The organism is Natrinema hispanicum (assembly GCF_900111485.1).
In the GTDB taxonomy this organism is placed as follows: Archaea; Halobacteriota; Halobacteria; order Halobacteriales; family Natrialbaceae; genus Natrinema; species Natrinema hispanicum_A.
Window position 1 is genome coordinate 36,748 of the sequence record NZ_FOIC01000009.1, and the last position, 24,842, is coordinate 61,589.

The following is a 24,842-nucleotide window of genomic DNA, read 5'->3' on the forward strand; positions in this document are numbered from 1 at the left end:
GTGTATTTTTATACTGTCGGACAGCAGTCACGGCACAGGCCGTTCGTCTCTGTCGTCGATACCAGTTTTTCCTCTTGCTGTGGGGTTTCGGGCGTGTTAGACCCTCTCACTCGAGAAAGGACAAGTGACTTGGACCCCGCAGGTGAACACCGGCGTATGAAGGCAGTCGTCCTTGCAGGCGGATACGCGACGCGTATGTGGCCAATTACCAAACATCGGCCCAAAATGTTCCTCCCGATCGGCGAGTCGACCGTCATCGACCGCATCTTCACGGAACTCGAGACCGACGACCGGATCGATGAGGTCTACGTCAGCACCAACGAGCGGTTCGCGCCCGACTTCGAGGCCCACCTCGCCGACAGCGAGTTCGACAAGCCCCGGCTCTCGGTCGAGGAGACGACTGAAGAAGACGACAAGTTCGGCGTCGTCGGCGCACTCGCCCAGCTAATCGACCGCGAGAACGTCGACGACGACCTGTTGGTCATCGCTGGCGACAACCTGATCAGCTTCGCCGTGTCGGACTTTCTCGACTATTTTGAGGCCCACGACGCGCCCACGCTCGCCGCCTACGACGTCGGCTCCCGCGAGAAGGCCAAATCCTACGGGCTGGTCGACCTCGACGGCGACCGCGTCGTCGATTTCCAGGAGAAACCCGACGACCCGAAAAGTACGCTCGTCTCGATCGCCTGCTATGCGTTCCCGCAGGAATCACTCGACTTGCTGCCGACCTATCTCGAGGACGGCAACAACCCCGACGAGCCGGGCTGGTTCGTCCAGTGGCTCCAGAACCGCGAGGCGACCTACGCCTACACGTTCGAGGGGGCGTGGTTCGATATCGGTACTCCCGAAAGCTATCTCGACGCCGTTGCCTGGCACCTCGATGGCGACTCGCTGGTCGCCGACTCGGCGACGCTCGAAGACGCCACGATCGGGGAAAACGTCCACGTCATGGACGACGTCACGCTCGAGGGGACCAACCTCGAGCACACCGTTATTTTCCCGGACGCGACGGTCACGAACGGCGATATCCGCCGCTCGATCATCGATGAGGGCACTCGGATCGAGGATCTCGACCTCGCCGGGGCGCTCATCGGAGCCCACACGACGATTACGAACGGCACAGAATAGCTCGACGGCGCGTACCAGCGAGCCGCCGAGTCCGCTTGCGACTGGACCGTCGGCTCCCGCGCCCGCTCGAGGCGTTCGATCTCGTCGCAGATCGACTCGAGTCGGGCCAGCTGGTCGGTCGTCCGTCTTCTGTGGACGCTGAAAATACCTCGTGAGCCTCGTCGGTTGCAGCTCCGACTCACGACACTGGACTTTAACGGATGCCGATCGACAGCTGGTCTATGAGACGTGGTTTCACTACTCGGAGACCGGTCGTGGGTGAGTCGGCGTGATCGACGATCGGGACGCCCTCGCGTCGACTGCGGCCCGCGAGGTCGCTCTCGACTGTCTCGAGGCGGGGATCGAAGCCGGCCATCCGCGGACGGTCATCCGTGATGCCGTCACACTCGAGGACGAAACCTTCCGTATCGCCGAGACGACGTACGACCTCAAGGCCTACGACGACCTCGTCGTCCTCGGCGGGGGCAACGCTGCAGCTCACGTCGCCGCCGCGCTCGAGGAGATACTGGGCGATCGGATCGACGGCGGCGTGGTCGTTACGGACGATCCAGTCGACACGGAGCACGTCGAGGTTCGCGAGGGCGATCATCCCGTGCCGAGCGAGCGCGGCGTTGCGGGGACGCGCCACCTGCTCGAGGCGGCGGACGCAGCAACCGACGAGACGCTCGTCGTGACGGCGATCACCGGGGGCGGCAGCGCGCTCATGCCCGCACCCGCCGGTGAACTCTCGCTTGCGGACCTGCAAGCGACCACCGACGCGCTGCTCGCAAGCGGAGCCGACATCGGCGAGATCAACGCAGTCCGCAAGCACCTCTCGGCGCTGAAAGGCGGCCGGCTGGCCCGCCGTGTCGCCCCAGCGACGGTCATCTCGCTCCTTTTCAGCGACGTCGTCGGGAACGATCCAAGCGTTATCGCGAGCGGCCCTGTCGTGCCCGACGAGTCGACGTTCGACGATGCGCTCGCGGTGCTCGAGCGCGACGGAATCGACGCGCCCGCGGCCGTTGTCGACCGCCTCGAGCGCGGTGTGGCCGGCGAGGTTTCCGAAACGCCGGGTCCCGACGATCCCGCCTTCGAGCATGTCTCGACGCATGTCGTCGCCGACGGAATGACCGTCCTCGAAGCGGCCCGCGAGGCGGCAGCCGAGCGCGGGTACGAGCCGCTCGTCCTCTCCTCGCGGATTCGCGGGGAGGCCCGTGAGGCGGCCACGACTCACGTTGCGATCGCCGAAGAGGTCCGCGCTACGGGGAACCCCGTTTCACCGCCGGCTGTCCTTCTCTCGGGTGGCGAAACGACGGTGACGATCCGCGGCGACGGGACGGGCGGCCCGAATCAGGAGTTCGCGACGAGCGCAGCGCTCGAACTGGCGGCCGAGCATGCGGGCAGTGGCCGGGACGATGACCCCAACAAAATCACGGTCGCCGCGATCGACACCGACGGCATCGATGGCGTAACCGATGCGGCCGGCGCGCTCGTCGATGGAACCACCGTCGAAGATCCTGACAGCGCACGCGCGGCACTCGCCGAAAACGACGTCTCCCCGTTCCTCGAGGCGCGACACGCGCTGATTCGGACGGGGCCGACGGGAACGAATCTAAACGACCTGCGGATACTGGTCGTCGAGCAGTCCTAGCCCACTGCGATCGCAAGGCTGTGACTTCCCAGTAGAGAGGATGGTAGCGCGATTTCTTTATTTCAAATTCTGCCTGAAACTGAACCGGGCGGTTCGGTCACTACACGTGCGAAGTGAACAGAGCACATCTTGGCATTCCGTTATCCATAGGCGAGCATCGAGGGTCTATGCTTAAAATGAAAATAGGTAAATATTTCAGTGGTTTCTCACCGATATGAACCGGACAGAATACTTCCTTGCCATAATCACGTTCCTCTTAGCATCGGTTGTGTACGTGATCGGCGATGGAAATACTCCGCCGATTATTGTATTGCCCGTCCTCGTTCTCCTCTATGGCACACCGGTCTATCTTCTTATAGCCATTATAAGCGACCTCAGTGAGAATTCTGACCAGCAGTGATTTTCCTTTCTGCGCTGAATGTTATGTGCTTCGACTGTACTGAACGCGAGTTTCACGATCCACTCCGAATAACGAAACTGTATTACCAACTACTGTTACGGCTCCACGCTCGGCCCAAGCGCGTCGATTACACGACAGGCGTTTTTCGAGAACGCCCGACGCAACAGATCTTCCGAGACATCGAGCGTGAGAATCTCCATGACCGCGACGTTGGGATGACAGGCGGGCGCGCCGCTGCCGAAGAAGACGCGATCCGGATGCTCGAGCAGTGCGCGCTCGAGTTGGTCGCGATAGCGGACGAAACTCGTCTCGAGGTAGCAGTCGTCGTACTCCGCCAAGAGATCGATCATCCGGTCCATGAGCGAGCGATTCAGCGGGTGGCCGCCGAAGTGGCCGACGATGATGGGAAACGAACGCTCGAGGAGGGTTTCGGTGAGGGTTTCGGGCGGTGCATCAGTGCCACCGCGAACGATCACGGGGAGGTTGACGTCTTCGAGCGCCGTGAGAACGTCGTCGTCGGGGTAGTCGTCGACAGTGGGATCGAGGACGAAGCCGTGGAAGCGGTCGTCGTACGCGTATTTCTCGATATCGCTTGGAGTGGTGTGGTGGTCATCGCGGCGGCTGACGGCGTTGCGGAGTCGGCCGGTCGTTTTCTGCCCCGCCGTCTGGGTCCCGTTGATCCGGGCGACGGCGACGAACGGTCGGTCGACGCTGCGTCGGGCCACGCCGTTGTTCGGCGCGACGTAGCTTGTCTCCGGTGCCGACGGCGGGAAGACAACCGCCTTGGTGATCCCGGCTTGGTGCAGCTCTCGCTCGAGGCGATCTGCCGTAATCGTGTGTCCCTGTGGGGGGGTCCCGCCACCAGTTGACGGCAATCGCGTCGACAGGTCCACAACGCGAAACCCATGTTCCAACTCCAGCATTCCCACCAGACTGTTCCGAGCCGACATATATTGTGCTACCGGCCGGTGTCGTCCGGTTGTGTGGCTCAGAGGCCCGTAGAATCGCAAGACGGAGCGGTGGTTCGAGGGAAAGAATTATATAGAAGTGCTGACGACATGGTTAGTGAGGATAAACGATGGCACAACAGCGACGCATGGGCGGACAGCCTATGTTCATTCTGAGCGAGGACAGTCAGCGAACGCAGGGCCGCGACGCCCAATCGTCGAACATCATGGCCGGCAAGGCCGTCGCCGAGTCGGTACGCACCACACTCGGGCCCCGTGGCATGGACAAGATGCTCGTCGACTCCGGCGGGGACGTCGTCATCACCAACGACGGCGCGACCATTCTCAACGAGATGGATATCGAACACCCCGCGGCCCAGATGATCGTCGAAGTCGCCGACTCCCAGGAAGAGGAAGTCGGTGACGGCACGACGACCGCGGCCGTCCTCGCCGGCAACCTGCTCGGCGAGGCCGAGGACTTGATCGAGCAGGACGTCCACGCGACGACCATCGTCGAGGGCTATCACGAGGCCGCTGAGATCGCCCTCGAGGCCATCGCCGGAGAGGTCGGCGAGGCCGACGTCGACGACGAGGTGCTCAAGCAGGTCGCCGAGTCGAGCATGACCGGCAAGGGCACCGGTGGGCTCACCGCTGCCTCCCTGGCCGAGACGGTCGTCGAGGCGATCAGCCACGTCGACACTGACGCGGGCGTCGCACGCGACAACGTCACCGTCCACACCCAGATCGGTGCCTCCTCGAACGCCACTGAACTCGTCCCCGGAATCATCGTCGACGAGGAACCCGCCCACGACGGCATGCCGAGCACGGTCGAAGACGCGTCGATCGCCATCCTGGACGTCGAACTCGACGTCCGGACCGGCGACGTCGACGCTGAGTACGCCATCGACTCGATCGACCAGCTCAACGCCGCCATCGACGCCGAGGAAGGCGAACTCGAGGGCTACGCCGAAACCATCGCCGACAGCGGGGCTGACGTCGTCTTCACGACCGAGGACGTCAACGACCGCGTCGCCACCGCGCTCGCCAACGAGGATATCCTCGTCTTCGAGGGTCTCGGCGACAGCGACGCCCGGCAGGTCGCCTCCGCGACCGGTGCACGCCGCGTTGGCGCACTCGACGACCTCGAGGAATCGGACTTCGGCTCCGCCGACCGGATCCACACGGAAACCTTCGGCGGTGACGACCTCGCGTTCGTCGAAGGCGGTGCGGCCGCCGAGACAGTCACCGTCTTCGTCCGCGGCGGTACCGAACACGTCGTCGACGAACTCGAGCGTGCCATCGGCGACGCACTTGACGTCGTCGCGACGGCGCTCGAGTCCGGCGAAGTCGTCCCCGGTGCGGGCGCGACCGAGATCGCCATCGCGGACAAGATCCGGCAGGAAGCCGCCGGTATCGAGGGCCGCAAGCAACTCGCCGTGACGGCGTTTGCAGACGCACTTGACGTCGTCCCACGGACGCTGGCCGCCAACACCGGCCGTGACCCCATCGACGCCCTCGTGGACCTTCGTGCCGCCCACGAGTCCGAAGGTCGGGCCGGCCTGATCACCGACGGTGACGAGGTCACGATCGCCGATCCCTTCGAGTACGGCGTCGTCGACCCCGCCGACGTCAAGCGCGAGGCTGTCGAGAGCGCGACCGAAGCCGCGACGATGATCGTCCGCATCGACGACGTCATCGCTGCCGAGTAACGCCGTCGCCACACCCGTTTTATTCCGCTGTTCGACTAAGACTGACCGTCGACGAGTTATATTATCGATCGGCCAACAGCGTTAAGTGTTAACGTGTGTTATTTGGGTACATTATGTCGGGGGCCACACCACGTGACAATCTGATGTCGGTCGGCGAAGCGAGTGGGCGCACGGTCTACTACGACGAAGACCGCGGCACCTACCACACGTGGTGTGACGACAATTCGCACGAGCCGGTGAGTACGGCGCTACTGTTGACGGTCTCGTCGGTGCTCGAGGTCGATCCTAACGACCTCGAGATGCTCTCGAAGTACATCGAACCCGACGCGCTGAACGCGTTGTTCGGCCACTGGCAGCGCGCCGAGCCACGGGGCGGTGACGGCTCGGTCAGCTTTACGTTCTCGGAGTGTACTGTCACAGTCCACGCCAACGGGGAGCTAGTGATCGATCCAGCATACCGGCACGCTGCCCCGACAGGCAACTAATAACGGAGTGATCGCGGGCAGTAAGCGGCCCGATCAGGTCAGCTGTCGCCACCTGACACGGGTTCGAGGACGACCCGGTCGCCGGGCTCGAGGCCGAAGGCGTCGTCGCCCCGTCCTTGATTGACGTCGAGTTCCACGTAGCCGTGGCTGCCGACGGTCGCCAGTCGCTCACCGACGGGGACGGCCGCGAATGTCTCGCCGACGGGGACGGACTCGCCGTTGGCTCGGACCCGTTCTCGGCCCTCGAGTGCCGACCCCGGCACGTTCGTAATGACGTTCCCGAAACCGTCCACGGCCAGCACTTCGCCGATCGCCCGCTCGTCTTCGAACGTCGGCGTCGGTAGTTCGAGGTCGACATCGACCGTCGTCGGCTCGAGCCATGCGAGTGACTCGAGAGTCGCGCTGTCGACGTCGTGGACCGCGGCGGCAGCCGGTGCGAAGACGTCTCGCCCGTGGAACGTATTGCTTCGGCCCTGTGGCGGGTGCTGGCTGTGGCTGTTGGGATTGGACTGGTCAGTTGTCGGCTCGACGGGGTCGAGACCGGCCTCGTCGATCAGGAAGGACTCGAGTCGGCCTGTATCGCCTGCGAGCCGCCGCGCAGCAGGCAGCAACACGCCGTTGTCCGGGCCGACGAGCGTGTGATCGCCAGCACGGACGACGATCGCGTCGCGGTCGGTCCCAACACCGGGGTCGACGACTACGAGATGCGTTGCAGGCGGAAAATAGGGGAGTACTTCGCGAAGCCAGAAGGCGGCCGTCCGGACGTCCTGTCGGGGGAAGTCGTGGGCGACGTCGACCAACCTAGCGTCCGTTCGCTGTCGCAGGACGCCTTTCATCACTGCCGGATACGGCGTGCCGAAGTCCGAAGCGAGCGTGATCATAGGTACCGCTACGAACTGCCGTCCCATAATGCCGGTTGGAACTGTCTCGCTTCACGACCGCACGACGGGCCGCGAGTATACCGGAACGAACGTCCACCCGGCGGTCTCACGTCGGTCGTCAGCTGTTGGTTGCGTTCGAGTCCGAGTCACTGACCATCTGAATGCGCTCGATGCCGTTCATTTCCTCGACAACGTCGACGACGGCTTCGGGAACGAGCGACTTCCAGTCGCCGCCGGAGATCATCCGCTCGCGAACCTCCGATCCCTCGAGGACCTCGCGATTGAACATCGGTGACTGGCGGATCTCGATCCCGGCTTCCCGAAAGAGTTGGATGACGAGCGGGTTATTCGAGTAGGCGACATCGAAATCCGGGCTCATGCTCTGGACGTGGCTGACCCATACCGAATTGCGCTCTAAGTCTTCGATCGGGACGGCATAGGTCACGAGGTCGTAGCCGACCAATGACTTCGTAATCATCATGATCCGCTCGCCGGCAGTAAACGGGTTTCTAGTCGTGTGGGAGTCGTCGGCGCTCCCGATCCCGAGAACGAGTTCGTCGACGTCGTCAGCGATCTGTTCGACCATGTTCAAGTGACCGTTGTGAAACGGCTGGAAGCGGCCGATGTAGAACCCCCGAGTCATGCCGGATACTGCTCGAGCAGCACGCTTAAGCGTGGCGAGTCACCCCGAATCACGTCCTGTGCCATACGGTGTCATGTTAGGCATATTTTCACACATGTGTTTGCCACGCATGATACATTCGGCTACATACCGGTTCTGAAACGATATATTCACATCAGTTTACACCTGTCTAAACACATCGGCGACTTCGCTTGATTTGCCCCGTCGACCGCTGTGCCTCCCGGTATCAACAACTGACACCATCCTCCGTATGGAGAAAGTATATCAGTGCCAATCCCTTCGACACAGATACCGAACAGAGTTCTATGAGTAACGATACGAACGTTGACGACCCTCCTGAAGACGCTCCGACTGGTCCCGACCAGGACCAATCCGAGCGTCAGGGAGAGCGGTCGCCGCTCGAGGAGGACGGCGACCGTCGTACCGACGTCGACGACGAAATCGAAACCGTCGAAGACCTCGGCAGTACGGTCGAGGTCGATCCCGGCGTCGAGGTCGACGAAGAGATCGCCGAGGACGACCTGCTAGGCGGTCTCAAGATCGACTCGACGGAGGACATCGAAGTCCCCGATCGACTCGTCGATCAGGTCATTGGTCAGGACGAAGCACGAGATATCATCATCAAGGCGGCAAAACAGCGCCGACACGTCATGATGATCGGCTCGCCGGGGACCGGCAAGTCGATGCTGGCGAAGGCGATGAGCCAACTGCTGCCGAAAGAGGACCTGCAGGACGTCTTAGTCTATCACAATCCCGACGACGGGAACGAACCAAAGGTCCGAACTGTCCCCGCCGGGAAGGGCGAACAGATCATCGATGCCCACAAGGAGGAAGCCCGCAAGCGCAATCAGATGCGGTCGATCCTCATGTGGATCATCATCGCAGTCGTCATCGGCTATGCGATCTTAAGCACCACCAGTCCGCTGCTTGGCATCCTCGCGGCAGGGATCATCTGGTTGATCTTCCGGTACACCTCCCGCGGGACCGACGCGATGGTGCCCAACATGATCGTCAACAACGGCGATCAGCGCGTCGCTCCCTTCGAGGACGCGACCGGTGCCCACGCTGGTGCGCTGCTGGGTGACGTCCGCCACGACCCCTTCCAGTCCGGTGGCATGGAGACCCCGAGCCACGACCGCGTCGAACCCGGCGCGATCCATAAATCGAACAAAGGCGTGCTGTTCGTCGACGAGATCAACACGCTCGACATCCGGACTCAGCAGAAGCTGATGACGGCGATCCAGGAAGGCGAGTTCGCCATCACGGGCCAGTCCGAGCGCTCCTCGGGTGCGATGGTCCAGACCGAACCCGTCCCCTGTGACTTCATCATGGTCGCTGCGGGGAACCTCGACGCGATGGAGAACATGCACCCCGCGCTCCGCAACCGGATCAAAGGGTACGGGTACGAAGTCTACATGGACGACACCATCGAGGACACCGCCGAGATGCGGCGCAAATACGCCCGCTTCGTCGCCCAGGAGGTCGAACGCGACGGCCGCCTGCCCCACTTCACCGACGACGCCGTCGAGGAACTCATCCTCGAGGCCAAGCGTCGCTCGGGCCGGAAGAACCACTTAACGCTGCACTTCCGCAGCCTCGGTGGCTTGGTCCGCGTCGCCGGCGACATCGCCCGCGCCGAGGATCGTGACTACACGACCCGCGAGGACGTCCTGCAGGCCAAACAGCGCTCCCGGTCGATCGAGCAACAGCTCGCCGACGACTACATCGAGCGCCGCAAGGACTACGAACTGCAGGTCACCGAAGACGGCGTTCAGGGCCGTGTCAACGGCCTCGCCGTCATGGGCGAGGACTCCGGTATCATGCTCCCCGTGATGGCCGAGATCGCCCCCGCACAGGGTGGCGGGCAGGTGATCGCCACCGGCAAACTCCAGGAGATGGCCGAGGAGTCGGTCCAGAACGTCTCCGCGATCATCAAGAAGTTCTCCGACGTCGATCTCTCGGAGAAAGACATCCACATCCAGTTCGTCCAAGCCGGCCAGCAGGGCGTCGACGGTGACTCTGCCTCCATCACGGTGGCAACCGCCGTCATCAGCGCGCTCGAGAACATCCCGGTCGATCAGTCGATCGCGATGACTGGCTCGCTGTCGGTGCGTGGCGACGTGCTTCCGGTCGGTGGGGTCACCCACAAGATCGAGGCTGCCGCGAAAGCCGGCTGTGATACGGTCATCATCCCGAAGGCCAACGAACAGGACGTGATGATCGAAGAGGAGTACGAGGAGATGGTCGATATCGTCCCCTGTTCGAACATCAGTGAAGTCCTGGATGTCGCCCTGATGGGCGAACCAAAGAAGGACTCGCTGGTCGACCGCCTCAAGTCGATCACTGACGCTGCGTTCGACCAGAGTGCCGTCGGCTCCGCCAGCGGGTCGAACCCGAGCCCGCAGTAAATGCCGCAGTGGGCGACGTTCGTCGGGCTGACGGGCGTCGTCCTCGTCTTGCTGCTCGTTTTATCTCATCTGACCCAATCTGCGTTTCACGACGAGACTGGCAACGCCAGCGACAGCGTCGATGACCGATTCGACACAGTGGACCACGATGCCGACTGGACCGCTCGAGCGCCCGCTGAGTCGTCAGCACCCCACCCGTCCCCGAACGTGCCGGAGCCGATCGACGACGATCGCTCCACCACGGATACCGAGAGCCGACCACGAGATGGAGCCGCGTCGACTACCGCTCTGCCCGATCACGCCGACCGAGCGGTCGATCCGGCGTCGCTGTCGACGGGGGCGCTCCTCGCGAACGTGGCCTTCTCACAGGGGACGTTCGCATTGCTGTTGGTCGGCGCGGCAATCTACACCGCGATCCCGGCTGCGGCGCTTGGTATCGAGTTTTCGGCGGCGTATCTCGAGACGGGACTCGTAGTGGGGGCAGCCGCGGGGATCGGCGTCTACATCGCGAACGAACTCGCCGCGGCGACGGCGACTCACTTCGGTTTCGACCACGACGAGACGCTTCGGGAGCTGCTTGCCCCCGACTCGATCGGCGGCTGGCTCGCGTTGTTACTGGGCGTCTTGCCGATCATCGCCGTCTTCGAGGAGTTTCTCTTCCGCGCGGCACTGATCGGTGTCCCTGCCGCCGGCTTCGGCCTCTCACCGTGGCTGCTCGCGGTTGGCTCCTCGGTTGCGTTCGCCCTCGGCCACGGCATGCAGGGCTCGGTCGGCATCGTCGTCACTGGCCTCCTCGGGTTCGTCCTCGCGGCGATCTTCATCGTCACCGGGAGCCTGCTGGTCGTCGTCGTCGCTCACTACCTCATCAACGCCCTCGAGTTCGTCGTCCACGAGGGCCTCGGTCTCGAGTGGGCCAAGACCCTCGAATACTAAGGCCGGCGAACGGGTGGATAGGGTATGGACGTGACCGCCGGGTCGACGGCCCGCTCTCGAGCGATTAGTGCCCTAATTCTCGGGTATTTCGTCGTGCTGATTTACGCGACGATCGCGAACGACCCGCTGGCGGCCGCCGTCGCCGAAGTCGGCTTCGGCGTCATCGCGATCGCCGTCGGGGCGATGCTGTACGATAGCGCTGCGGGCTGGCGCTCAGCGCAAACGTTGGCTGCGGGCTGTCTCGTCGCCGGTGGCATCCTCGCGTTCGGGAGTGTTCTCACGGGGGTGGCTGCCGTCGACCTGCTCTCGTCGGTCCTCGTAGTGCTCGGCGTCGGCAGCTACGTCTACGCCGTCTGGACTGCGACCTGATCGATTGAGGACAGCGCTCGAGGATACGATCAACTCTCGAGCCACTTGTGATGACAGTTGTCGATGGCCATTAGAAGCACGATACCGAACGCAACGCTGTCAGAACTGCTCGAGTCCCATCTGTTCAGCCTCGGCAAGCGCGTCCTCACAGGTCGACCACGACTCACGCGCAAACGGCGGGAGTTCGCCGTGTGCGTCAGTGTAGGACGCAAGAAACTCACGAGTGGTCGAATCGCTCGGATAGCCGCTGCCGATCGGGCCGTACTCGTCGGCCAGCGCAGCGACGTGAGCGTCACGTTCGACCTTGGCGATAATGCTTGCCGCGCCGACCAGCGGCGAGTCGTCATCGGCTTCGTGGCGAGCATCGACTGAGAGAGTCTCGAGCGAGCAGGCGTCACTGACCCGGCGGGCAAAGCGCTCGGCGTCGGTGTCACAGGCGTCGCAGAGCCCCGGAATCGGGTCGCTCGAATCCTCGGCTCGCTCGAGATCCGCGACGGCGTCCTCGATCGCCTCGGCATGGGCCGTGACCGCAAGCGAGTTCATGTCCGTTTGGGGGTCGTCGATCCGTGGTGGCGTGATTTCGGCGACGCCGATCGTGATTCGGTCGTCATCCCGCAGGATTGCCGCCAGTTCCTCGCGACGCTCGGGCGTGAGTCGCTTCGAGTCCCTGATGCCGTCGGGGAGGTCGTCGGGAGTCTCGAGATAGACGGCGGCGGCGAACATCGATCCCAGTGCGGGGCCCTTGCCGGCCTCGTCGACGCCGAATGGCATACCACGAGGGTCGACTGCGGAGACAAAAGTCGTTGTGATACGGACACCTGTCAGTGGGTTCCGGTGCACCCGCGACCGCCCTTCGGGCACACCGGAAACCCGTGACAGCAGTCCGTATGACTCGTCGTCAGTCGGCCGTCTCCGCGAGTTCGTCGTCGGACGCCGCTCGCGGCTCGTCGCGGAAGTACTCCTCGAGCTCGAACGGCTCGTCTTCCCCTTCGACGCCGGTGACGTCGAGTGCCGTCACTTCGGCGTCGGTCTCGAGCAAGCCCGCAAGACTCGGTTCGGTACGGCCGTTGTCGCTGCTGATCAACTCCTTGACGTAGAGCCCACCCTCGCCGTGGAGGCGCACCTCGGCCTCGGTCGGCTCGTGGAGGTCGCCGTCGATCTCGTAGACTGTCCGCTGGCGGGTCAGCCCCGCCCGCCGGTGGTCGACCCGCTCGGGGGTGTACTGATCGACGGTCGTCCCCTCGAGTTCCGCGAGTGCGGCGTCGAACGCGGCTTCCTCGATTGGCTCCTCGAACGCCACGTCGGCGCGGTAGTGCTTGCTCGCGTCGTGTTCCTTGACGCGTTCGACCATCTCGTAGGTTGCGAGTCGCAGGCCCTCGACCTCGACTGCGCCCTCGGCGGCGTCGTTGATCTCGCGCTCGAGCGCTTCGACGTCGGGGTCACGGACACGGGGTCGTTTCACCTCGAGGACGAAGGGCCGCCCGTCCTCGAGCATGCGGGCGTCGACGTCTTCGCGGCCCGCGCCGTGGAAGGTGCCCTCGTCACCGTCCATCGCCGCGACGACGTGGGGGCGGACGACCTGCTCGACGCTGGTGTCGTACATATAGCCGGAGCCGCCACAGTAGTCACAGGGCTCTTCGCCGTCATCACCCAGCTGGACGCCGCTGCCGCCACACTCCCGGCAAGGCCACTCCGTCTGCGGGATGTCGCGCTCGAGTTTGCGATAGCGGCCGTAGACAAAGGCGGGATTGATCTGGACATCGACCGCATGGCTCGTGACGGTATCCGATTCGAGCGCTTCGAGCGGGTCGAACCCCTCGAGGTCGACGACGGCGAGTACGTCAGGCCGGTCGAAGTCGACGTCGGTCTCGGTCATCGCGCCGACGCGCCGGCCGACCTCGCGGTTCATTTCGCGCTTCATCGATTCCCCGACGTCTGGCTCGAGGCCGGCGTCTTCCCGAAGTAGGCGCTCGTTTTCCTCGACCAGCGGCGGGACGCGGGTGCCGACCTGGTAGGTCGCGAAGTCGACGCCCTCGAGGGCGTCGACGATCGTCTCGGCGATGGCATCGAAGGTGCCACAGTACCCGTCACAGACCCAGCAGTCCGCGGGCTCGGTGGGCTCGAAGTCCTCGTCGTCGGCCAGCGCGACCGTCGTGCGCAACGCTCGGCCGCGCTCGGCGTTTGTCAGTCCGAAACTCCGGTCGGCGAAGGGCCGGCCGAGACAGGAATCGCAGATGGAGCCCGTCGAAAGCAACTCGCGGGCGTCGTCCGTGATCATGTTTCGGGAGTGGGGCGGCGCGGGTAACACGTTTTCCCTTCGAAGCGACGGCGTGAGACTTGATTTCAGCGGGTACCGCCCGTCTCGACTCGCGTTGCCGGTGTGCCCGTGTTTGCTTGTGCAAGTCACAGCCAGGTGATTCAAATGGATCGGGTCCTACCCTCCACGCATGAGCGATCACCGACTGGATCGTCGATCCTTTCTTGGAGCTGCGGGTGCCGGACTCGCCGGTGTCGTCGCCGGCTGTGCCGAGCCCCGCGCCGAGAATTCGATCGAGGGAGACTCCTCAGCCACCATCGATCGGGGCGATCTCGCCGACGGTTCGGCGTTTACCGATATCTATAACGCGGTCATCGAATCGGTCACGCAGGTTCGCGTCTTCGGCGTCGAGAACCCGACCACCGGTGCCGAGGGACGCGGGCAGGGATCCGGTTTTCTCTACGACGACCGCCACGTCGTCACCAATGACCACGTCATCGCCAACGGTGAGGCGGCGGATCTCCAGTACACCAACGGCGACTGGACGAGCACCACACTCGTCGGTCGCGATGTCCAAAGCGACCTGGCTGTCCTCGAAGTCGACCACGTCCCGGATGGGGTCACGCCGCTTTCGATAGCCGACGAGCGCCCGGTCGTCGGCCAGCAGGTCGTCGCCGTCGGGAACCCCTACGGACTCAACGGGTCGATGTCGACAGGGATCGTAAGCGGCGTCAACCGAACACTCGACCATCCACAGCAGCGGTTTTCGTATCCGAACGTCATCCAGACTGATGCTGCCGTCAACCCCGGGAACAGCGGTGGTCCACTCGTCGACCTCGACGGGGAAGTTGTGGGCGTCATCAACGCTGCCGGTGGCGACAACATTGGCTTTGCCATCTCTGCGGCGCTGACCGAACGTGTCGTGCCGGCACTCATCGAGAACGGCGAGTACGAGCACTCGTATATGGGAATCGGCCTGCGAACCGTCGATCGACTCGTCGCCGAGGCAAACGACATTTCCGAGGCGGCCGGCGTCATGGTCACCGGCGTCATCGACGGCTCGGCTGCCGATGGCGTCCTCCAACCGGCTACGCGGGCCGTTCAGCGACGCGACGAACGGATCCCAGTCGGCGGTGACGTCATCCGCGAACTCGACGGCACGCCGATTCCCGACCGACACGCTCTCTCGACGTATCTCGCGCTCGAGACCAGTCCCGGCGACACGATCGAGGTTCGACTCCTGCGAAACGGACGGCTGCGTACGCAGGACCTAACGCTCGATTCCTGGCCATCGATGTAGGCGGCTGGCGACGCTGCATGCGTCGCGTTCGGCCGATGGCGCTACGCTGGTCGTGCCCCGCCGAAACAAGTCGTTACTGTCGCTACTGTGTGTTCGTTTCTGACTATAGCACGATCATACACATTAGGACTCGTTACGTTCTTTCTCATGCGATCGATCAAGCTGGAACCGAACGCTACCATTGGGACCTGCATAGTAGTGGCTTGATAACAATGTACATGGTTGTGGCAATCACATTCGGTGCGAGTACCCACCTGATGTCGCATGACCGACGCCGACACCTCCTACACCGATAGCACGGAACCGACGTTCGAACTCGACCACGTCGTGGTCGAAAACGACGGCGCGCCGGACGAGTGTGCGATCTTTCCGCTCGAAGCCAACGAGACGGAGCTGCTGACCGCCTGGATCTCGGCGCACGAAGGCGACTTCGTCGACCTCGAGTCGATGCACTAGCCCAGTATGTACCTGAATCACTCCGTTACCGCTGTCGGCTTCTGGCTCGGCACCCTGCTGCCGATCGCCTACGTGCCCGTTATTCTGGCCGGAATCGATTCGATCGGGCGACTCTCGCTGCTCATCGCCCTGCTGGCGGTGCACGCACTCGCTCTCGTCGTCGGCCACGACTATGCGGGATCGCGATCGCGCTGACCGCCTCACGAACCGGTTGCGCTCGCTCTCTCAGTTCGTCTGCCACACTCGCCTTCGAGACACGGTTCGACGGGACCGCTCACTCGAGCGAGGCCGACCAGACCTGCGCTCGCGGCGTTCCACAGCAGTCACAGACGACCGCTTGGTTGTCTTTGTACCTGGCTCGCTCGAGTTTGCCGTCGGGACAGTCGGGACAGGGCCGACCCGTAAGAATCGCGAGCAACTGCTGCGTACCGCCGGACTGCGACGACTCTGATTTCGCCATATAGTCACTGCATACCGAAGACTGGGGTAACGGTTGGCCATGCCTATGCAGCCTCAACGGGACCCTGATACCGTCGGGTGGCTGCCAATCCCGGCACGACCGCGACCCGCGGTGCAGGTCTTTCGCCTCCGACCGGCAGGACGAGTCGAAGCAGCTATGGCCGCGTCCGGTGAACGGCCGTTCGATGTGGCCCTGGGGACACCTCGCCGTCGCCTACCTGTTCTTTACCGTCGTCACACACCGCCGGTTCGGCCGCCCGCCGCGTGCCTGGCCGGCGATCGCACTCGCCGTCGGCTCGCAGACGCCGGATCTGATCGACAAGCCACTCGCGTGGAATTTCGGCGTCCTGCCCGGCGGTCGGACGCTGGCTCACTCGCTGTTCGCTGTCGCCTGTCTCGTCCCGGTCGTCCTGTTCGTCGCCGATCGACTCGAGGCTCGCGTGATCGGCGTCGGCTTTCTCGTCGGCTACGGTTCGCACCTGCTTGCGGACATCCCGCCGGCGGTCCTCTCGGGGGAGTTCGCATACGCTGCGTATCTCCTTTGGCCGGTCCTCGAGCAACCACCCGAGGACCCCGTCGCCGGCATCTTCGATGCGATCCTTCACTACTACACGATGGGGCCCTACGAGTGGGTGCAGTTCGGCCTCTTTGCGGTCGCCGCCCTCGTCTGGTATCGCGACGGGATGCCGGGGCTCGGCCTGATCTCGGCCTCGCTCGAGCGCCGACTCGGCGTCGAGTCCTGATAGCCGGCGGCCGCGCCCGTCGCTCGATCGTCGGATCGTGGGGGCTATCCCGACGGCCGGTAACGCTTTGATATGCGCCAGTTCGTACTCATCGGTCACGACGTGCCGACGACGCCTGACTTCTCACTCGACGATCTCGCGGGCGGAGCCGGTCGCCTCGACGCGCTCTGTCGGTCGATCACCGCCGCGTTCGTCACCTCCCACGGCATCCGCGAGGACGTCCGCGTCCACCTGATCGCCCAGGACGAACTCACCATCACCTTCGACGGCAGCGAGCTCCAGCGGCTCAACCCCGACGAGCGAAGCACCGCCGCGTTAGTTCGCAAGGCCCTCGAGCACCGCGACGAAGCCATCGGTGCGCTGCCTGCAGAGCCCAGTCCGGGGGTCGAACTCTACCGACGCGGGTTCGCGGGAACGCTCGAGGAACTCGCCGACGATGGCCCGATCGTCCAGCTCCACGAGGATGGCGAGGCGGTCGTCGACGTCGGCACAGAGCGGCTTGCGGACGCGGTGTTCGTGCTCTCGGATCATCGTGATTTCACCGCGGACGAAGCCGATGTGCTCGAGGCGGATGCCGATCTGCGGCTTCGACTCGGACCGCAGTTGCTCCACGCTGATCAGGCGATTACGGTCGCCCACCAGTATCTCGATACGGACGGCTACGAGCGGTTTTGAGCGGGGTTGTGCGAAGAGAAGACGACCACGCTGGCGGTTCGACGAGTGTGCATTCGGAAGCGTTAAAGGATCCGCCCCATTCCGTTCGAATGCGGGCCGGTGGGGTAGCTTGGTATCCTTCGGCCTTCGGGTGGCCGTAACCGCAGTTCGAATCTGCGCCGGCCCATACTACTCCCGCACTTCAAACCGCCGAGCGGCGCGGCTGCGACGCGAGGCATCCGAAGTGCGAGAGTCGATGACAGCGCGCAGATTCGAATTAGACCGAGGTTCTGCGCGGAGCGCAGGTTCTCGGGCGTCGTTCGACATCTGCGCCGGCCCACTTTCTCCCGCATTTCACGACGACGAGCGAAGCAAACAGATCAGAGACACGGTTCTCGGTGGGTAGACACAGTCGATGCCGACCGGCGGCAATAGGGCCGATCGGATGGTTGCTCACATGACCCGTGCTGGCCGAATTCGCAAGATCACCCGCTCGGATTCGATCGGGTTTGGGTACTCGTCGACGTCCATGTATCGCTGGGCGAGTTCGTCGATGTGTGCTCGAGCGCCGTCAGTCGTCCGTTCCTCGACGTCACCGATCACTGAAAGGCGTCGGTAGGGGTCGTCGGGATCGGTCATGCTGACGCCGACAGCGGGGTTGTGTTCTACGTTCTTCGCTTTTTGTCGATGCCGTTCGGTATTGACCAACAGGCGTTCGTCGTCGGCGTCGTAATCGATCCACACCGGTGTGACGTGTGGCAACCCCTCCTGTGTCAGCGTCGCGACGTGGGCGAACGTTTTCTTCTCGAAGAGGTCGTGGAAGTCGTCGGGGATTGCGGTCATGGCACCGTATCGTTCACCCGCATCGGCCTTGTGTATGGTACCAACACCCACGCCGGTCGAACAGACAGTGAGACTGATTGTTTTTGGCGGCGTGGAACGGGGCCACTCGAGAGAGACGGATAGCGACCACGCAGATGACGGCTGACGGCTTATGATCTCTGAAAGTGTCTGTAATCTCGTATGACTGACCAGCAGTCGCCAACTCGCCGTCGAGTACTGAAACTCACAGGAGCCGCCGCATCGACCGCTCTCGTGGCCGGCTGTGGCGGTCCTGGGAACGGGAACGGAAACGAGACGGAAGAGGATGGGGACGGCGAGGACGAAGCTGACAATGAGACTGAAATGAACGAGACGAATGAAACGAATGAGACGAACGAAACCAACGAGACCGGGATGAACGATACCAACGACACTGAGTAAGCGCTTTTTCTCCGGCACCCATCTGAATTCGGTCGAGTCCACAGCCCGTCTTGCTAGCCGCCCGTCGAACTGCCGGCGATCGTCAGGTCGGCACCCTGCCGTTAGCAAGGGTAGCCACCGGACCGGGACGCAACCGTTACCGGTCCGCGTCTCGTCGCTCGAGTAATGACCGACGGACTCGAGGCGGACGTCGAACGACTGGACGGAATCGCCGAGCGACGAGACGAGTTGGCTGCTCGCGTACGGACCCACGCTGGCGAAATCGCACGAGAACTCGCCGTGTTACAGGGTGGCGATTACGGGCAGGAAACGTTCGATACCGACGGCGGTAGCTGGACGATCAAGTACGAGGCCGGCGACGTCCAGTATCTGCGATTCGATCCCACTTCGGGCTCGGAGACGTACGTCGTCTCGAGCAAGCAGCCACCTGAACCCGAGGCCTTAGAGACGGCGATGGCCGACTACGGGGCGTTCGTCGCGGCGTACAACGAGTACGTTCGCTCGTTCGACGGGCTGTTCGCGGACGTACCCGAGGCGTTTCCGGCAGTCGAGTCGACGGCGGAGCTGGTCGCCGAACGGGACCGGATCGTCGACCGGGTTCGCGAGGTCTGTGACGCGATGGCGGCCCAACTGCATCGGTACGACGGCGAGTACGGCACCTACGCGACGACGGTGTCGGGCACCCGCTGGGAGCTGAAGTGGGACGGCGACGTGGCTTCGTACCTACGCATCGGCGGCTCCAACGGTACCTACCTCCTCTCACAGTACGGGCCGCCAGCAGCTACTGACGTTCGCCAGTTTGCTGCCGACGTCCCGGCGTTCGTCGCCGCGTTCAACGACCACGTCGACGATCTCGAGGCGGATCTCGCGCAGGTCAGTTTCGGTGACGACTGACTCTCACACAGTCGTTCAGCGGCAACGAGCGAGCCGCTGTGGAGGACACGACTGCGTCGGCTCTCGAGGTTGCTTCGGAGTGATATACAGCGGACCCAACCCCTCTATACCGGAACTAGCAGCCGTTTTGTACCGTCTGGGCATAGAAAGCGGTGGCGACGACGGTCGCCAGGACTACCATGGATGGCTCTGCTGACGGAATCGATGAGGGTACTGCCCACGAGCATGCGGCTGCCACCGACGCGGTCGACGCCGACGAGACGGTACTGTTCGATGCCATCGTCGTTCGATACGAATCCGGCAGCGATCGCTGTACGCTCGTTCCCCACGAGGGATCGACAACGGAGAAACTGAACGCCTGGCTGACCGCCGACCTCGAGCTGGTCGTCGATCTCGACGAGGCCCGCTGACGACGGCTGCCGGAATCTCGCTGACTCTGTAGCCGGGACGGGGAGGAAGCGAGGCGCTGGCGGTAAAGCGGACTCGAAAACCGATCCCAGAAGCTAGACGTCGACGTACTGGTCGACCCACTTCTGGCGGCGCTGGAGCGCGCGTCTGCCTTTCGGCGTCAGCGCGTAGTAGTTCGTTCGCCGGTCGAGTTCACCTTTCTCGACGAGTTCTTTCTCAACGAGCGTGTCGAGATTGGGATACAGCCGACCGTGTGTGACCGGCTGGTCGATGTAGTCGTTGATGTCGTCGAGGATCTCTTGGCCTGACGGCCGATCTTTTCCTGCGATCACGTACAGCAAGTCGCGTTGGAAGCCAGTTAGCTGATCCATGGATCACCCTCTGAGTGACGACGTTCACCGCTCTGTGGTTTTGTTATAGAGCGGGTACACCCCCGCTTTGCCCCCGAATGCGCCCCATATGACTGCTGTCAGTCGAGAGAGCCAGCGAGAGCCGTCACACGACGCCATCAAATATACGCATCGGCGTGACGCGGCGCTTTTGACGATCACTGCCGTATCGGTCGCTATGCCTACCGATGAACTGGCTTGGGAAACGCGCGAGCGCCGAGTAGCCTATTCTTGTCCTGGTTTCGACGTCGTTAACGAGTCCGTTCAACTGCCCGATGGCACGGAAACCGACTTCGATTACCTCTCGGAGCCACCAAGTGTCTGCGTCCTGCCGTTTACACCCGATGACAACGTCGTCTGTATCGAGGAGTGGCGACAGGCTGTCTCCCGAATCAGTCGCGGACTCCCCGTCGGCGGCATCGAACCCGACGACGACGATCTCGAGGCTGCAGCTCATCGCGAACTCGCCGAGGAGACCGGCTACGAAGCCGAGCGACTCGAGCCGCTTGTGTCCGTCGAACCGGCGAACGGAATCGCGGATACGCGCTTGCACGTTTTCGTCGCCGACGGCTGCCGGCCGACCGCCGAACAGCAACTCGATCACAACGAGAGCATTCGTCCGACGGAACTGTCGTTTGCGGACCTGACCGACGCGGTCGCAGCCGGCGAGATCCACGACGGTCGGACGGTGCTCGCCGTCTCCTACTATCGGCTGGTCGAGCCAGCGTGTGGGCCAGCCAACGAATAGCGACCGATACCGACCCGCGGCGCGCGAGTGGCGTGTGCCAGCGGTGCCGCGTGGGTCGTCACGCCGTTTCGTTGTCGGTTGTATTGTCGGCGTCGTCAGCTTCGCTATCAGCCTCGTCCGTTACGTTGTCGGTCTCGTTGGCACCGGCAGCCGTCTCGTTGTCGGTGTCCTCGGTCTCGTTGTCAGCCTCGTCGGTTACGTTGTCGGCCGTTTCGTTGTCGGCCGTTTCGTTGTCGGTTTCGTTTGCCGTGTCCGCTGTCGGCTCCTGGAGTGCGTCGACGAGTCCCTGCGTTTCGCCAAGGGTGAGGGTGTCGACAGTACTCTCTTCGACCGTCATCGATCCTGCGGAGACCGACGCAATCGTTTCGCCCGAGTCCGTCTCGTTGTCGTCGGTTTCGTTGGTCTCGTTGTTGTCACTCTGCTGACTCTCGAGGGTACCGACGGTCATGGACTCGAGCGTGATCTCGTCGACATCGAACTCTTCGATGGTCAGCGAGTCGATCTCCTGGACGGTTTCGTTCTCGTCGGTTGTGGTGTCGTTCGTCTGGGTCTCGCCGTCACCACCATCACCGCCGAAGAGGTCGCTGATGAAATCCGAGATGCCAGCAAGGATCCCGCCGTCCTCGGTTTCTTCGACGGTCAGGTCCTCGATCGTCAGTTGCTCGGTGCTCATCGACTCGATCGTCATGTCCTGTACCACCACGGTGGTGGCGTTCTCGTCGACCACCTGCTGGAGACTCGTCGCGGACTCGTTGTCGGTTTCGTTGTCGTCGAGTTCGGTCTCGACGACGTCCGTTTCGCCATCGACGATATCGGCATCGGTCTCGTTATCGTCGGTTTCGTTGACCTCGGTCTCGTTCCCGCCATCGAGTTCGGTCAGCGAAACGTTCTCGAGCGACAGCGATTCGAAGGCGACGTTCGAGATCGTCACCCCGGACTCATTGTCGGCGGGCTGACTTTCGTCGCTCTCGTTGAGTTGCGCTATGAGTTGCTCGTCGGCGTCCTGAACGTCGAGTTGCTCGGCAGAGAGTTCCTCGATCGTCGCGTTTTCGATCGTGATGTTCTCGAGTTCCAGCGTGCCAACCTGGACGTTTTGCAGCGTCGCACTATTGCTCATGTCTCCGGCGTCGTCGGTCGTCGCCGTGGTCGTGCCACCAACGAGGGCGGGACCCCCCGCGAGCATGACCAGCAGCGCGACGAACGCGACACCGAGTGTTTGCGGTTGTGAAGCCATACGAACCGACTGACGACGGTTCTCGAGCTAAAACGAGCCGACTGTTACGGGATTTCCGCCGCGAAAACGGTCGTTGTGTCAGCGACGACGCTCACCGCCGGTTTCAGGCTGGACACCTCGTGACAGCGGCGATTCGTCAGGTTCAAACGAACCGCTTACTCACCATTCCCGGTCGAAACCGTTCGTTGTTCCGAACTGCAACGCCGTCGACTCGCCAGTGATCGATGCCGGTCGACTACTCGAGTCGGAGTTCGCGCGTCTCGACGGCGTCACAGACCGGACAGACGAACTGGTAGCGCACCCTCCCGCCCGAGGTGGTGACGCGCCATTTACCGTCAGTATCGACGTAGCCACACGACGGACAGCGGAGTTCCGATTCGTCGAACTTCTCGCGGAGTCGCTCGAACGGCGAACGGTGTACTGACATATGCACCCATATGTCGTGGTATCACATAACATGCTAGGCTCGGCAGTGTCTCGCTGTGCCGTCTTCCGATCACAACGATTCTTAGGCATCACTCCCTAGTACAACGTATGGACGATGTCGACGCGGATCGCGGCGGTGGCCTCGATGATGCCGCCGGAGCGGCGCGTGCACTCGAGCACGTGGTCGATCCGGTGGTAGCGGTCGCTGACGGGACGCTCACGTACGCCAATCCGGCCGCCCGTGACGCCTTCGAAATCGGTGACGCCGACCGCGACGCGGCGACCGCACTCGGGACGCGCTGGAATCGACTCGCGACGGCGATCGACGAGACGACGGTTGGGACCGCTCGCCGGATCGATCTCGACGAAGACGGCGGTGCGCGCATCCACCGCGGTGCCAACGGCGCGACGATCACGTTCGATCGCGGGCCGTCCGACACCCATGGCGACGCTGCCGACACACCGGCGGGGTCGCTGCCGGGAACGAGCGACCGGCTGGTGAAAGATCGCGCACTCGAGGAAGCTCCCGTCGGGGTCACCATCTCTGATCCCGACCTCGATGACAACCCGCTCGTGTATGTCAACGACGCCTACGAGGAGATGACTGGCTACGAGTACGACGAGGTCGTCGGCCGAAACTGCCGGTTCCTGCAAGGTGAGGAGTCCGACGAGAACGCGATCGCCGAGATGGCGGCGGCCATCGACGAGGACCGGCCGGTCACTGTCGAGATCAAAAACTACCGCAAGGACGGCACCGAATTCTGGAACGAGGTTACGATCGCCCCCGTCCGTGACGAAGACGGCCGTGTGACCCACTACGTCGGCTTCCAGAACGATATCACTGCGCGCAAGAAGGCCGAACTCGAACTCGAGCGCCGAACCGAGGAACTCGAGTACATCTTAGATCGCGTCGAGGGGTTGATGCAGGACGTCACCGACGTCGTCGCCGGCTCGACCGACCGCTCGGACCTCGAAGCCGAAGTCTGTGACCGGATCGCCGCGGAAGACGCCTACGACGGGGCCTGGATCGGTGAGCGCAATCCGGCGACCGGCACGATCGACGTGCGCTCGAGTGCGGGGACCGGCCCCGAACGCGATCGACTCGAGACCGACGCCGATCATCCAGCCGCGGAGACGCTCATGACCGGCGAGCCCACCGTTGCTACCGTCGGCGGAACGACCCACATCGCGTTCCCACTCTCGTACAACGAGATCGAATATGGCGTGTTGACCGTCCGGACCGAGCGGACACGCGCCGTCGACGACCGCGAAACCGTCATCCTTTCCGCACTCGCTCGTGCGGTCGCCAGCGGGGTCAACGCTCGCGAAACCAGTCGCGTGCTGACGACCGACGCCGTCGTCGCCGTCGAACTCGACGTGACCGATCGCTCTCTGGCTCCCGTCGCCCTCTCGGCCGACGCCGACTGCCAACTCGAGTATCGCCGGTCGGTCCACCGCACGGGCGACGAGACGGCGTCGCTGTTTACCGCAACCGGTGCGAGCGCGGACGAACTCACTGCGGCCGCCGCGGAGTTGTCCGGTGTCGACTGTCGCGTCGTCGTCGAACGCGACGAGGAATCACTGATCGAACTGACCGGTGCGGACGACCTCGTTGGGTGGCTCTCCGAACGTGGCGTTCGCACCCAGGCGATCGAAAGTGACGCGGGCCGAGCGCGCATCACGCTCGAGGTCCCCCGCTCGGCGAACGTCCGTGCGGTCGTCGAAGCCATCGAGGACCGCTATTCGGGAACCGATATCGTCTCGTTCCAGCAGCGCGAGCGCGAGGCCGAGACTCGCGAGGAGTTCGCAGCCGGGCTCGAGGAGGCGCTGACCGACCGCCAGTTCGGCGCGTTACAGCGAGCCTACCTTGGCGGCTACTTCGAGTGGCCACGACCGACGACTGGCGAGGAACTCGCCCAGTCGATGGGCGTCTCGCGGCCGACGTTCCACGAGCACCTGCGGACGGCGGAGGCGAAACTGTGTCGGGCGTTCTTCGGCGACGCATAGCAGGACGAGACCGTCACTGCTCGAAACCGGTAGTCAGAGCTTAGCGTCGAGCACGGCCGTGGATGGTCGCC

28 protein-coding genes and 1 tRNA gene are annotated in these 24,842 nt (G+C 63.4%); 19 read left to right on the forward strand and 10 right to left on the reverse strand.

Features of this window, described 5'->3' with window-relative positions; all coding sequences use genetic code 11:
• The first annotated feature begins 156 nt into the window (after positions 1–156).
• The 3 genes from BSG09_RS10220 (at position 157) to BSG09_RS10230 (ending at position 3,158) form a co-directional block, all read left to right on the forward strand.
• Entirely contained in the window at positions 157–1,128 is a 972-nt protein-coding gene (locus BSG09_RS10220; RefSeq protein ID WP_092932746.1) for a sugar phosphate nucleotidyltransferase, read from the forward strand.
• Between the two features lie 268 nt (positions 1,129–1,396).
• Positions 1,397–2,758, forward strand: a complete 1,362-nt coding sequence (locus tag BSG09_RS10225; protein WP_092932748.1) for a glycerate kinase type-2 family protein — start codon at positions 1,397–1,399, stop codon at positions 2,756–2,758.
• Between the two features lie 214 nt (positions 2,759–2,972).
• A complete protein-coding gene (locus tag BSG09_RS10230) occupies positions 2,973–3,158 on the forward strand; it encodes a hypothetical protein (RefSeq protein ID WP_092932750.1) in 186 nt (61 codons plus the stop codon).
• A 95-nt stretch (positions 3,159–3,253) separates the two neighbouring features.
• On the opposite strand, the gene BSG09_RS10235 is transcribed toward BSG09_RS10230, so the two are convergent.
• A complete protein-coding gene (locus tag BSG09_RS10235; protein WP_092932752.1) occupies positions 3,254–4,081 on the reverse strand; it encodes an amidohydrolase family protein in 828 nt (275 codons plus the stop codon).
• A 188-nt stretch (positions 4,082–4,269) separates the two neighbouring features.
• Between BSG09_RS10235 and thsA the strand changes: the two genes are divergently transcribed.
• Both thsA and BSG09_RS10245 read left to right on the forward strand, forming a co-directional pair.
• Positions 4,270–5,814, forward strand: a complete 1,545-nt coding sequence (gene thsA / locus BSG09_RS10240) for a thermosome subunit alpha (RefSeq protein WP_092932754.1) — start codon at positions 4,270–4,272, stop codon at positions 5,812–5,814.
• 113 nt (positions 5,815–5,927) lie between these two features.
• Positions 5,928–6,299 carry a HalOD1 output domain-containing protein gene (locus BSG09_RS10245; protein ID WP_092932756.1) on the forward strand — a complete coding sequence of 124 codons (372 nt, stop codon included), beginning with the start codon at positions 5,928–5,930 and terminating at the stop codon, positions 6,297–6,299.
• A gap of 38 nt (positions 6,300–6,337) precedes the next feature.
• Here the strand turns inward: BSG09_RS10245 and BSG09_RS10250 are convergent, their stop codons facing one another.
• Positions 6,338–7,180 carry an SAM hydrolase/SAM-dependent halogenase family protein gene (locus BSG09_RS10250; protein ID WP_092932758.1) on the reverse strand — a complete coding sequence of 281 codons (843 nt, stop codon included), beginning with the start codon at positions 7,178–7,180 and terminating at the stop codon, positions 6,338–6,340.
• Positions 7,181–7,298: 118 nt separating this feature from the next.
• Positions 7,299–7,823, reverse strand: coding sequence for a nicotinamide-nucleotide adenylyltransferase (locus BSG09_RS10255; RefSeq protein WP_092932760.1), 525 nt, complete (start codon positions 7,821–7,823; stop codon positions 7,299–7,301).
• Between the two features lie 305 nt (positions 7,824–8,128).
• Between BSG09_RS10255 and lonB the strand changes: the two genes are divergently transcribed.
• From lonB to BSG09_RS10270, 3 genes are read left to right on the forward strand one after another with little or no spacing between them, the layout of a single operon-like run.
• A complete protein-coding gene (gene lonB / locus BSG09_RS10260; RefSeq protein ID WP_092932762.1) occupies positions 8,129–10,231 on the forward strand; it encodes an ATP-dependent protease LonB in 2,103 nt (700 codons plus the stop codon).
• Positions 10,232–11,164: a CPBP family intramembrane glutamic endopeptidase gene (locus tag BSG09_RS10265; protein WP_092932764.1), complete on the forward strand. Its 933-nt coding sequence runs from the start codon at positions 10,232–10,234 to the stop codon at positions 11,162–11,164.
• A 24-nt stretch (positions 11,165–11,188) separates the two neighbouring features.
• On the forward strand, positions 11,189–11,533 hold the full coding sequence (locus BSG09_RS10270) for a hypothetical protein (protein ID WP_092932765.1): 345 nt from the start codon (positions 11,189–11,191) through the stop codon (positions 11,531–11,533).
• Positions 11,534–11,632: 99 nt separating this feature from the next.
• Here BSG09_RS10270 and rnhB read toward each other — a convergent pair whose 3' ends face one another.
• Positions 11,633–12,304, reverse strand: coding sequence for a ribonuclease HII (gene rnhB / locus BSG09_RS10275; RefSeq protein ID WP_092932767.1), 672 nt, complete (start codon positions 12,302–12,304; stop codon positions 11,633–11,635).
• A 127-nt stretch (positions 12,305–12,431) separates the two neighbouring features.
• Positions 12,432–13,811 carry a tRNA pseudouridine(54/55) synthase Pus10 gene (locus BSG09_RS10280; protein ID WP_092932769.1) on the reverse strand — a complete coding sequence of 460 codons (1,380 nt, stop codon included), beginning with the start codon at positions 13,809–13,811 and terminating at the stop codon, positions 12,432–12,434.
• A 169-nt stretch (positions 13,812–13,980) separates the two neighbouring features.
• Between BSG09_RS10280 and BSG09_RS10285 the strand changes: the two genes are divergently transcribed.
• From BSG09_RS10285 to BSG09_RS10295, 3 genes are all read left to right on the forward strand, one after another.
• Positions 13,981–15,090, forward strand: a complete 1,110-nt coding sequence (locus BSG09_RS10285) for a S1C family serine protease (protein ID WP_092932772.1) — start codon at positions 13,981–13,983, stop codon at positions 15,088–15,090.
• Between the two features lie 264 nt (positions 15,091–15,354).
• On the forward strand, positions 15,355–15,546 hold the full coding sequence (locus BSG09_RS10290; RefSeq protein WP_092932774.1) for a DUF7511 domain-containing protein: 192 nt from the start codon (positions 15,355–15,357) through the stop codon (positions 15,544–15,546).
• Between the two features lie 6 nt (positions 15,547–15,552).
• Positions 15,553–15,741 carry a hypothetical protein gene (locus BSG09_RS10295; protein ID WP_008009286.1) on the forward strand — a complete coding sequence of 63 codons (189 nt, stop codon included), beginning with the start codon at positions 15,553–15,555 and terminating at the stop codon, positions 15,739–15,741.
• A 79-nt stretch (positions 15,742–15,820) separates the two neighbouring features.
• On the opposite strand, the gene BSG09_RS10300 is transcribed toward BSG09_RS10295, so the two are convergent.
• The gene (locus BSG09_RS10300; RefSeq protein WP_092932776.1) at positions 15,821–16,006 is read right to left on the reverse strand and encodes an HVO_A0556 family zinc finger protein; all 186 of its coding nucleotides are present in this window, start codon (positions 16,004–16,006) and stop codon (positions 15,821–15,823) included.
• A gap of 184 nt (positions 16,007–16,190) precedes the next feature.
• Here BSG09_RS10300 and BSG09_RS10305 point away from each other — a divergent pair, with 184 nt between their 5' ends.
• The 3 genes from BSG09_RS10305 to BSG09_RS10315 all read left to right on the forward strand — a co-directional run bounded on the left by BSG09_RS10305 (position 16,191) and on the right by BSG09_RS10315 (position 17,589).
• The gene (locus BSG09_RS10305) at positions 16,191–16,748 is read left to right on the forward strand and encodes a metal-dependent hydrolase (RefSeq protein ID WP_092932930.1); all 558 of its coding nucleotides are present in this window, start codon (positions 16,191–16,193) and stop codon (positions 16,746–16,748) included.
• Positions 16,749–16,820: 72 nt separating this feature from the next.
• Complete coding sequence (gene trmY / locus BSG09_RS10310; protein WP_092932778.1) at positions 16,821–17,423, forward strand: tRNA (pseudouridine(54)-N(1))-methyltransferase TrmY; 603 nt, start codon at positions 16,821–16,823, stop codon at positions 17,421–17,423.
• A gap of 93 nt (positions 17,424–17,516) precedes the next feature.
• Positions 17,517–17,589, forward strand: a tRNA-Pro gene (locus tag BSG09_RS10315).
• Between the two features lie 266 nt (positions 17,590–17,855).
• On the opposite strand, the gene BSG09_RS10320 is transcribed toward BSG09_RS10315, so the two are convergent.
• Entirely contained in the window at positions 17,856–18,245 is a 390-nt protein-coding gene (locus BSG09_RS10320; RefSeq protein ID WP_092932780.1) for a PPOX class F420-dependent oxidoreductase, read from the reverse strand.
• Between the two features lie 180 nt (positions 18,246–18,425).
• Between BSG09_RS10320 and BSG09_RS10325 the strand changes: the two genes are divergently transcribed.
• From BSG09_RS10325 to BSG09_RS10335, 3 genes are all read left to right on the forward strand, one after another.
• On the forward strand, positions 18,426–18,665 hold the full coding sequence (locus BSG09_RS10325) for a twin-arginine translocation signal domain-containing protein (protein WP_092932782.1): 240 nt from the start codon (positions 18,426–18,428) through the stop codon (positions 18,663–18,665).
• A gap of 165 nt (positions 18,666–18,830) precedes the next feature.
• Positions 18,831–19,559 carry a hypothetical protein gene (locus BSG09_RS10330; RefSeq protein ID WP_092932784.1) on the forward strand — a complete coding sequence of 243 codons (729 nt, stop codon included), beginning with the start codon at positions 18,831–18,833 and terminating at the stop codon, positions 19,557–19,559.
• A gap of 179 nt (positions 19,560–19,738) precedes the next feature.
• The gene (locus BSG09_RS10335) at positions 19,739–19,969 is read left to right on the forward strand and encodes a DUF7511 domain-containing protein (RefSeq protein WP_223174697.1); all 231 of its coding nucleotides are present in this window, start codon (positions 19,739–19,741) and stop codon (positions 19,967–19,969) included.
• 93 nt (positions 19,970–20,062) lie between these two features.
• Here the strand turns inward: BSG09_RS10335 and BSG09_RS10340 are convergent, their stop codons facing one another.
• Entirely contained in the window at positions 20,063–20,338 is a 276-nt protein-coding gene (locus BSG09_RS10340) for a PadR family transcriptional regulator (protein WP_008009301.1), read from the reverse strand.
• 196 nt (positions 20,339–20,534) lie between these two features.
• Between BSG09_RS10340 and BSG09_RS10345 the strand changes: the two genes are divergently transcribed.
• On the forward strand, positions 20,535–21,104 hold the full coding sequence (locus BSG09_RS10345; protein ID WP_092932932.1) for an NUDIX hydrolase: 570 nt from the start codon (positions 20,535–20,537) through the stop codon (positions 21,102–21,104).
• A gap of 58 nt (positions 21,105–21,162) precedes the next feature.
• On the opposite strand, the gene BSG09_RS10350 is transcribed toward BSG09_RS10345, so the two are convergent.
• Positions 21,163–22,338, reverse strand: coding sequence for a midas domain-containing protein (locus BSG09_RS10350; protein ID WP_092932788.1), 1,176 nt, complete (start codon positions 22,336–22,338; stop codon positions 21,163–21,165).
• 235 nt (positions 22,339–22,573) lie between these two features.
• Entirely contained in the window at positions 22,574–22,765 is a 192-nt protein-coding gene (locus tag BSG09_RS10355) for an HVO_0649 family zinc finger protein (protein ID WP_092932790.1), read from the reverse strand.
• Positions 22,766–22,872: 107 nt separating this feature from the next.
• Between BSG09_RS10355 and BSG09_RS10360 the strand changes: the two genes are divergently transcribed.
• Positions 22,873–24,771 carry a bacterio-opsin activator domain-containing protein gene (locus BSG09_RS10360; protein ID WP_092932792.1) on the forward strand — a complete coding sequence of 633 codons (1,899 nt, stop codon included), beginning with the start codon at positions 22,873–22,875 and terminating at the stop codon, positions 24,769–24,771.
• Positions 24,772–24,842 lie beyond the last annotated feature (71 nt).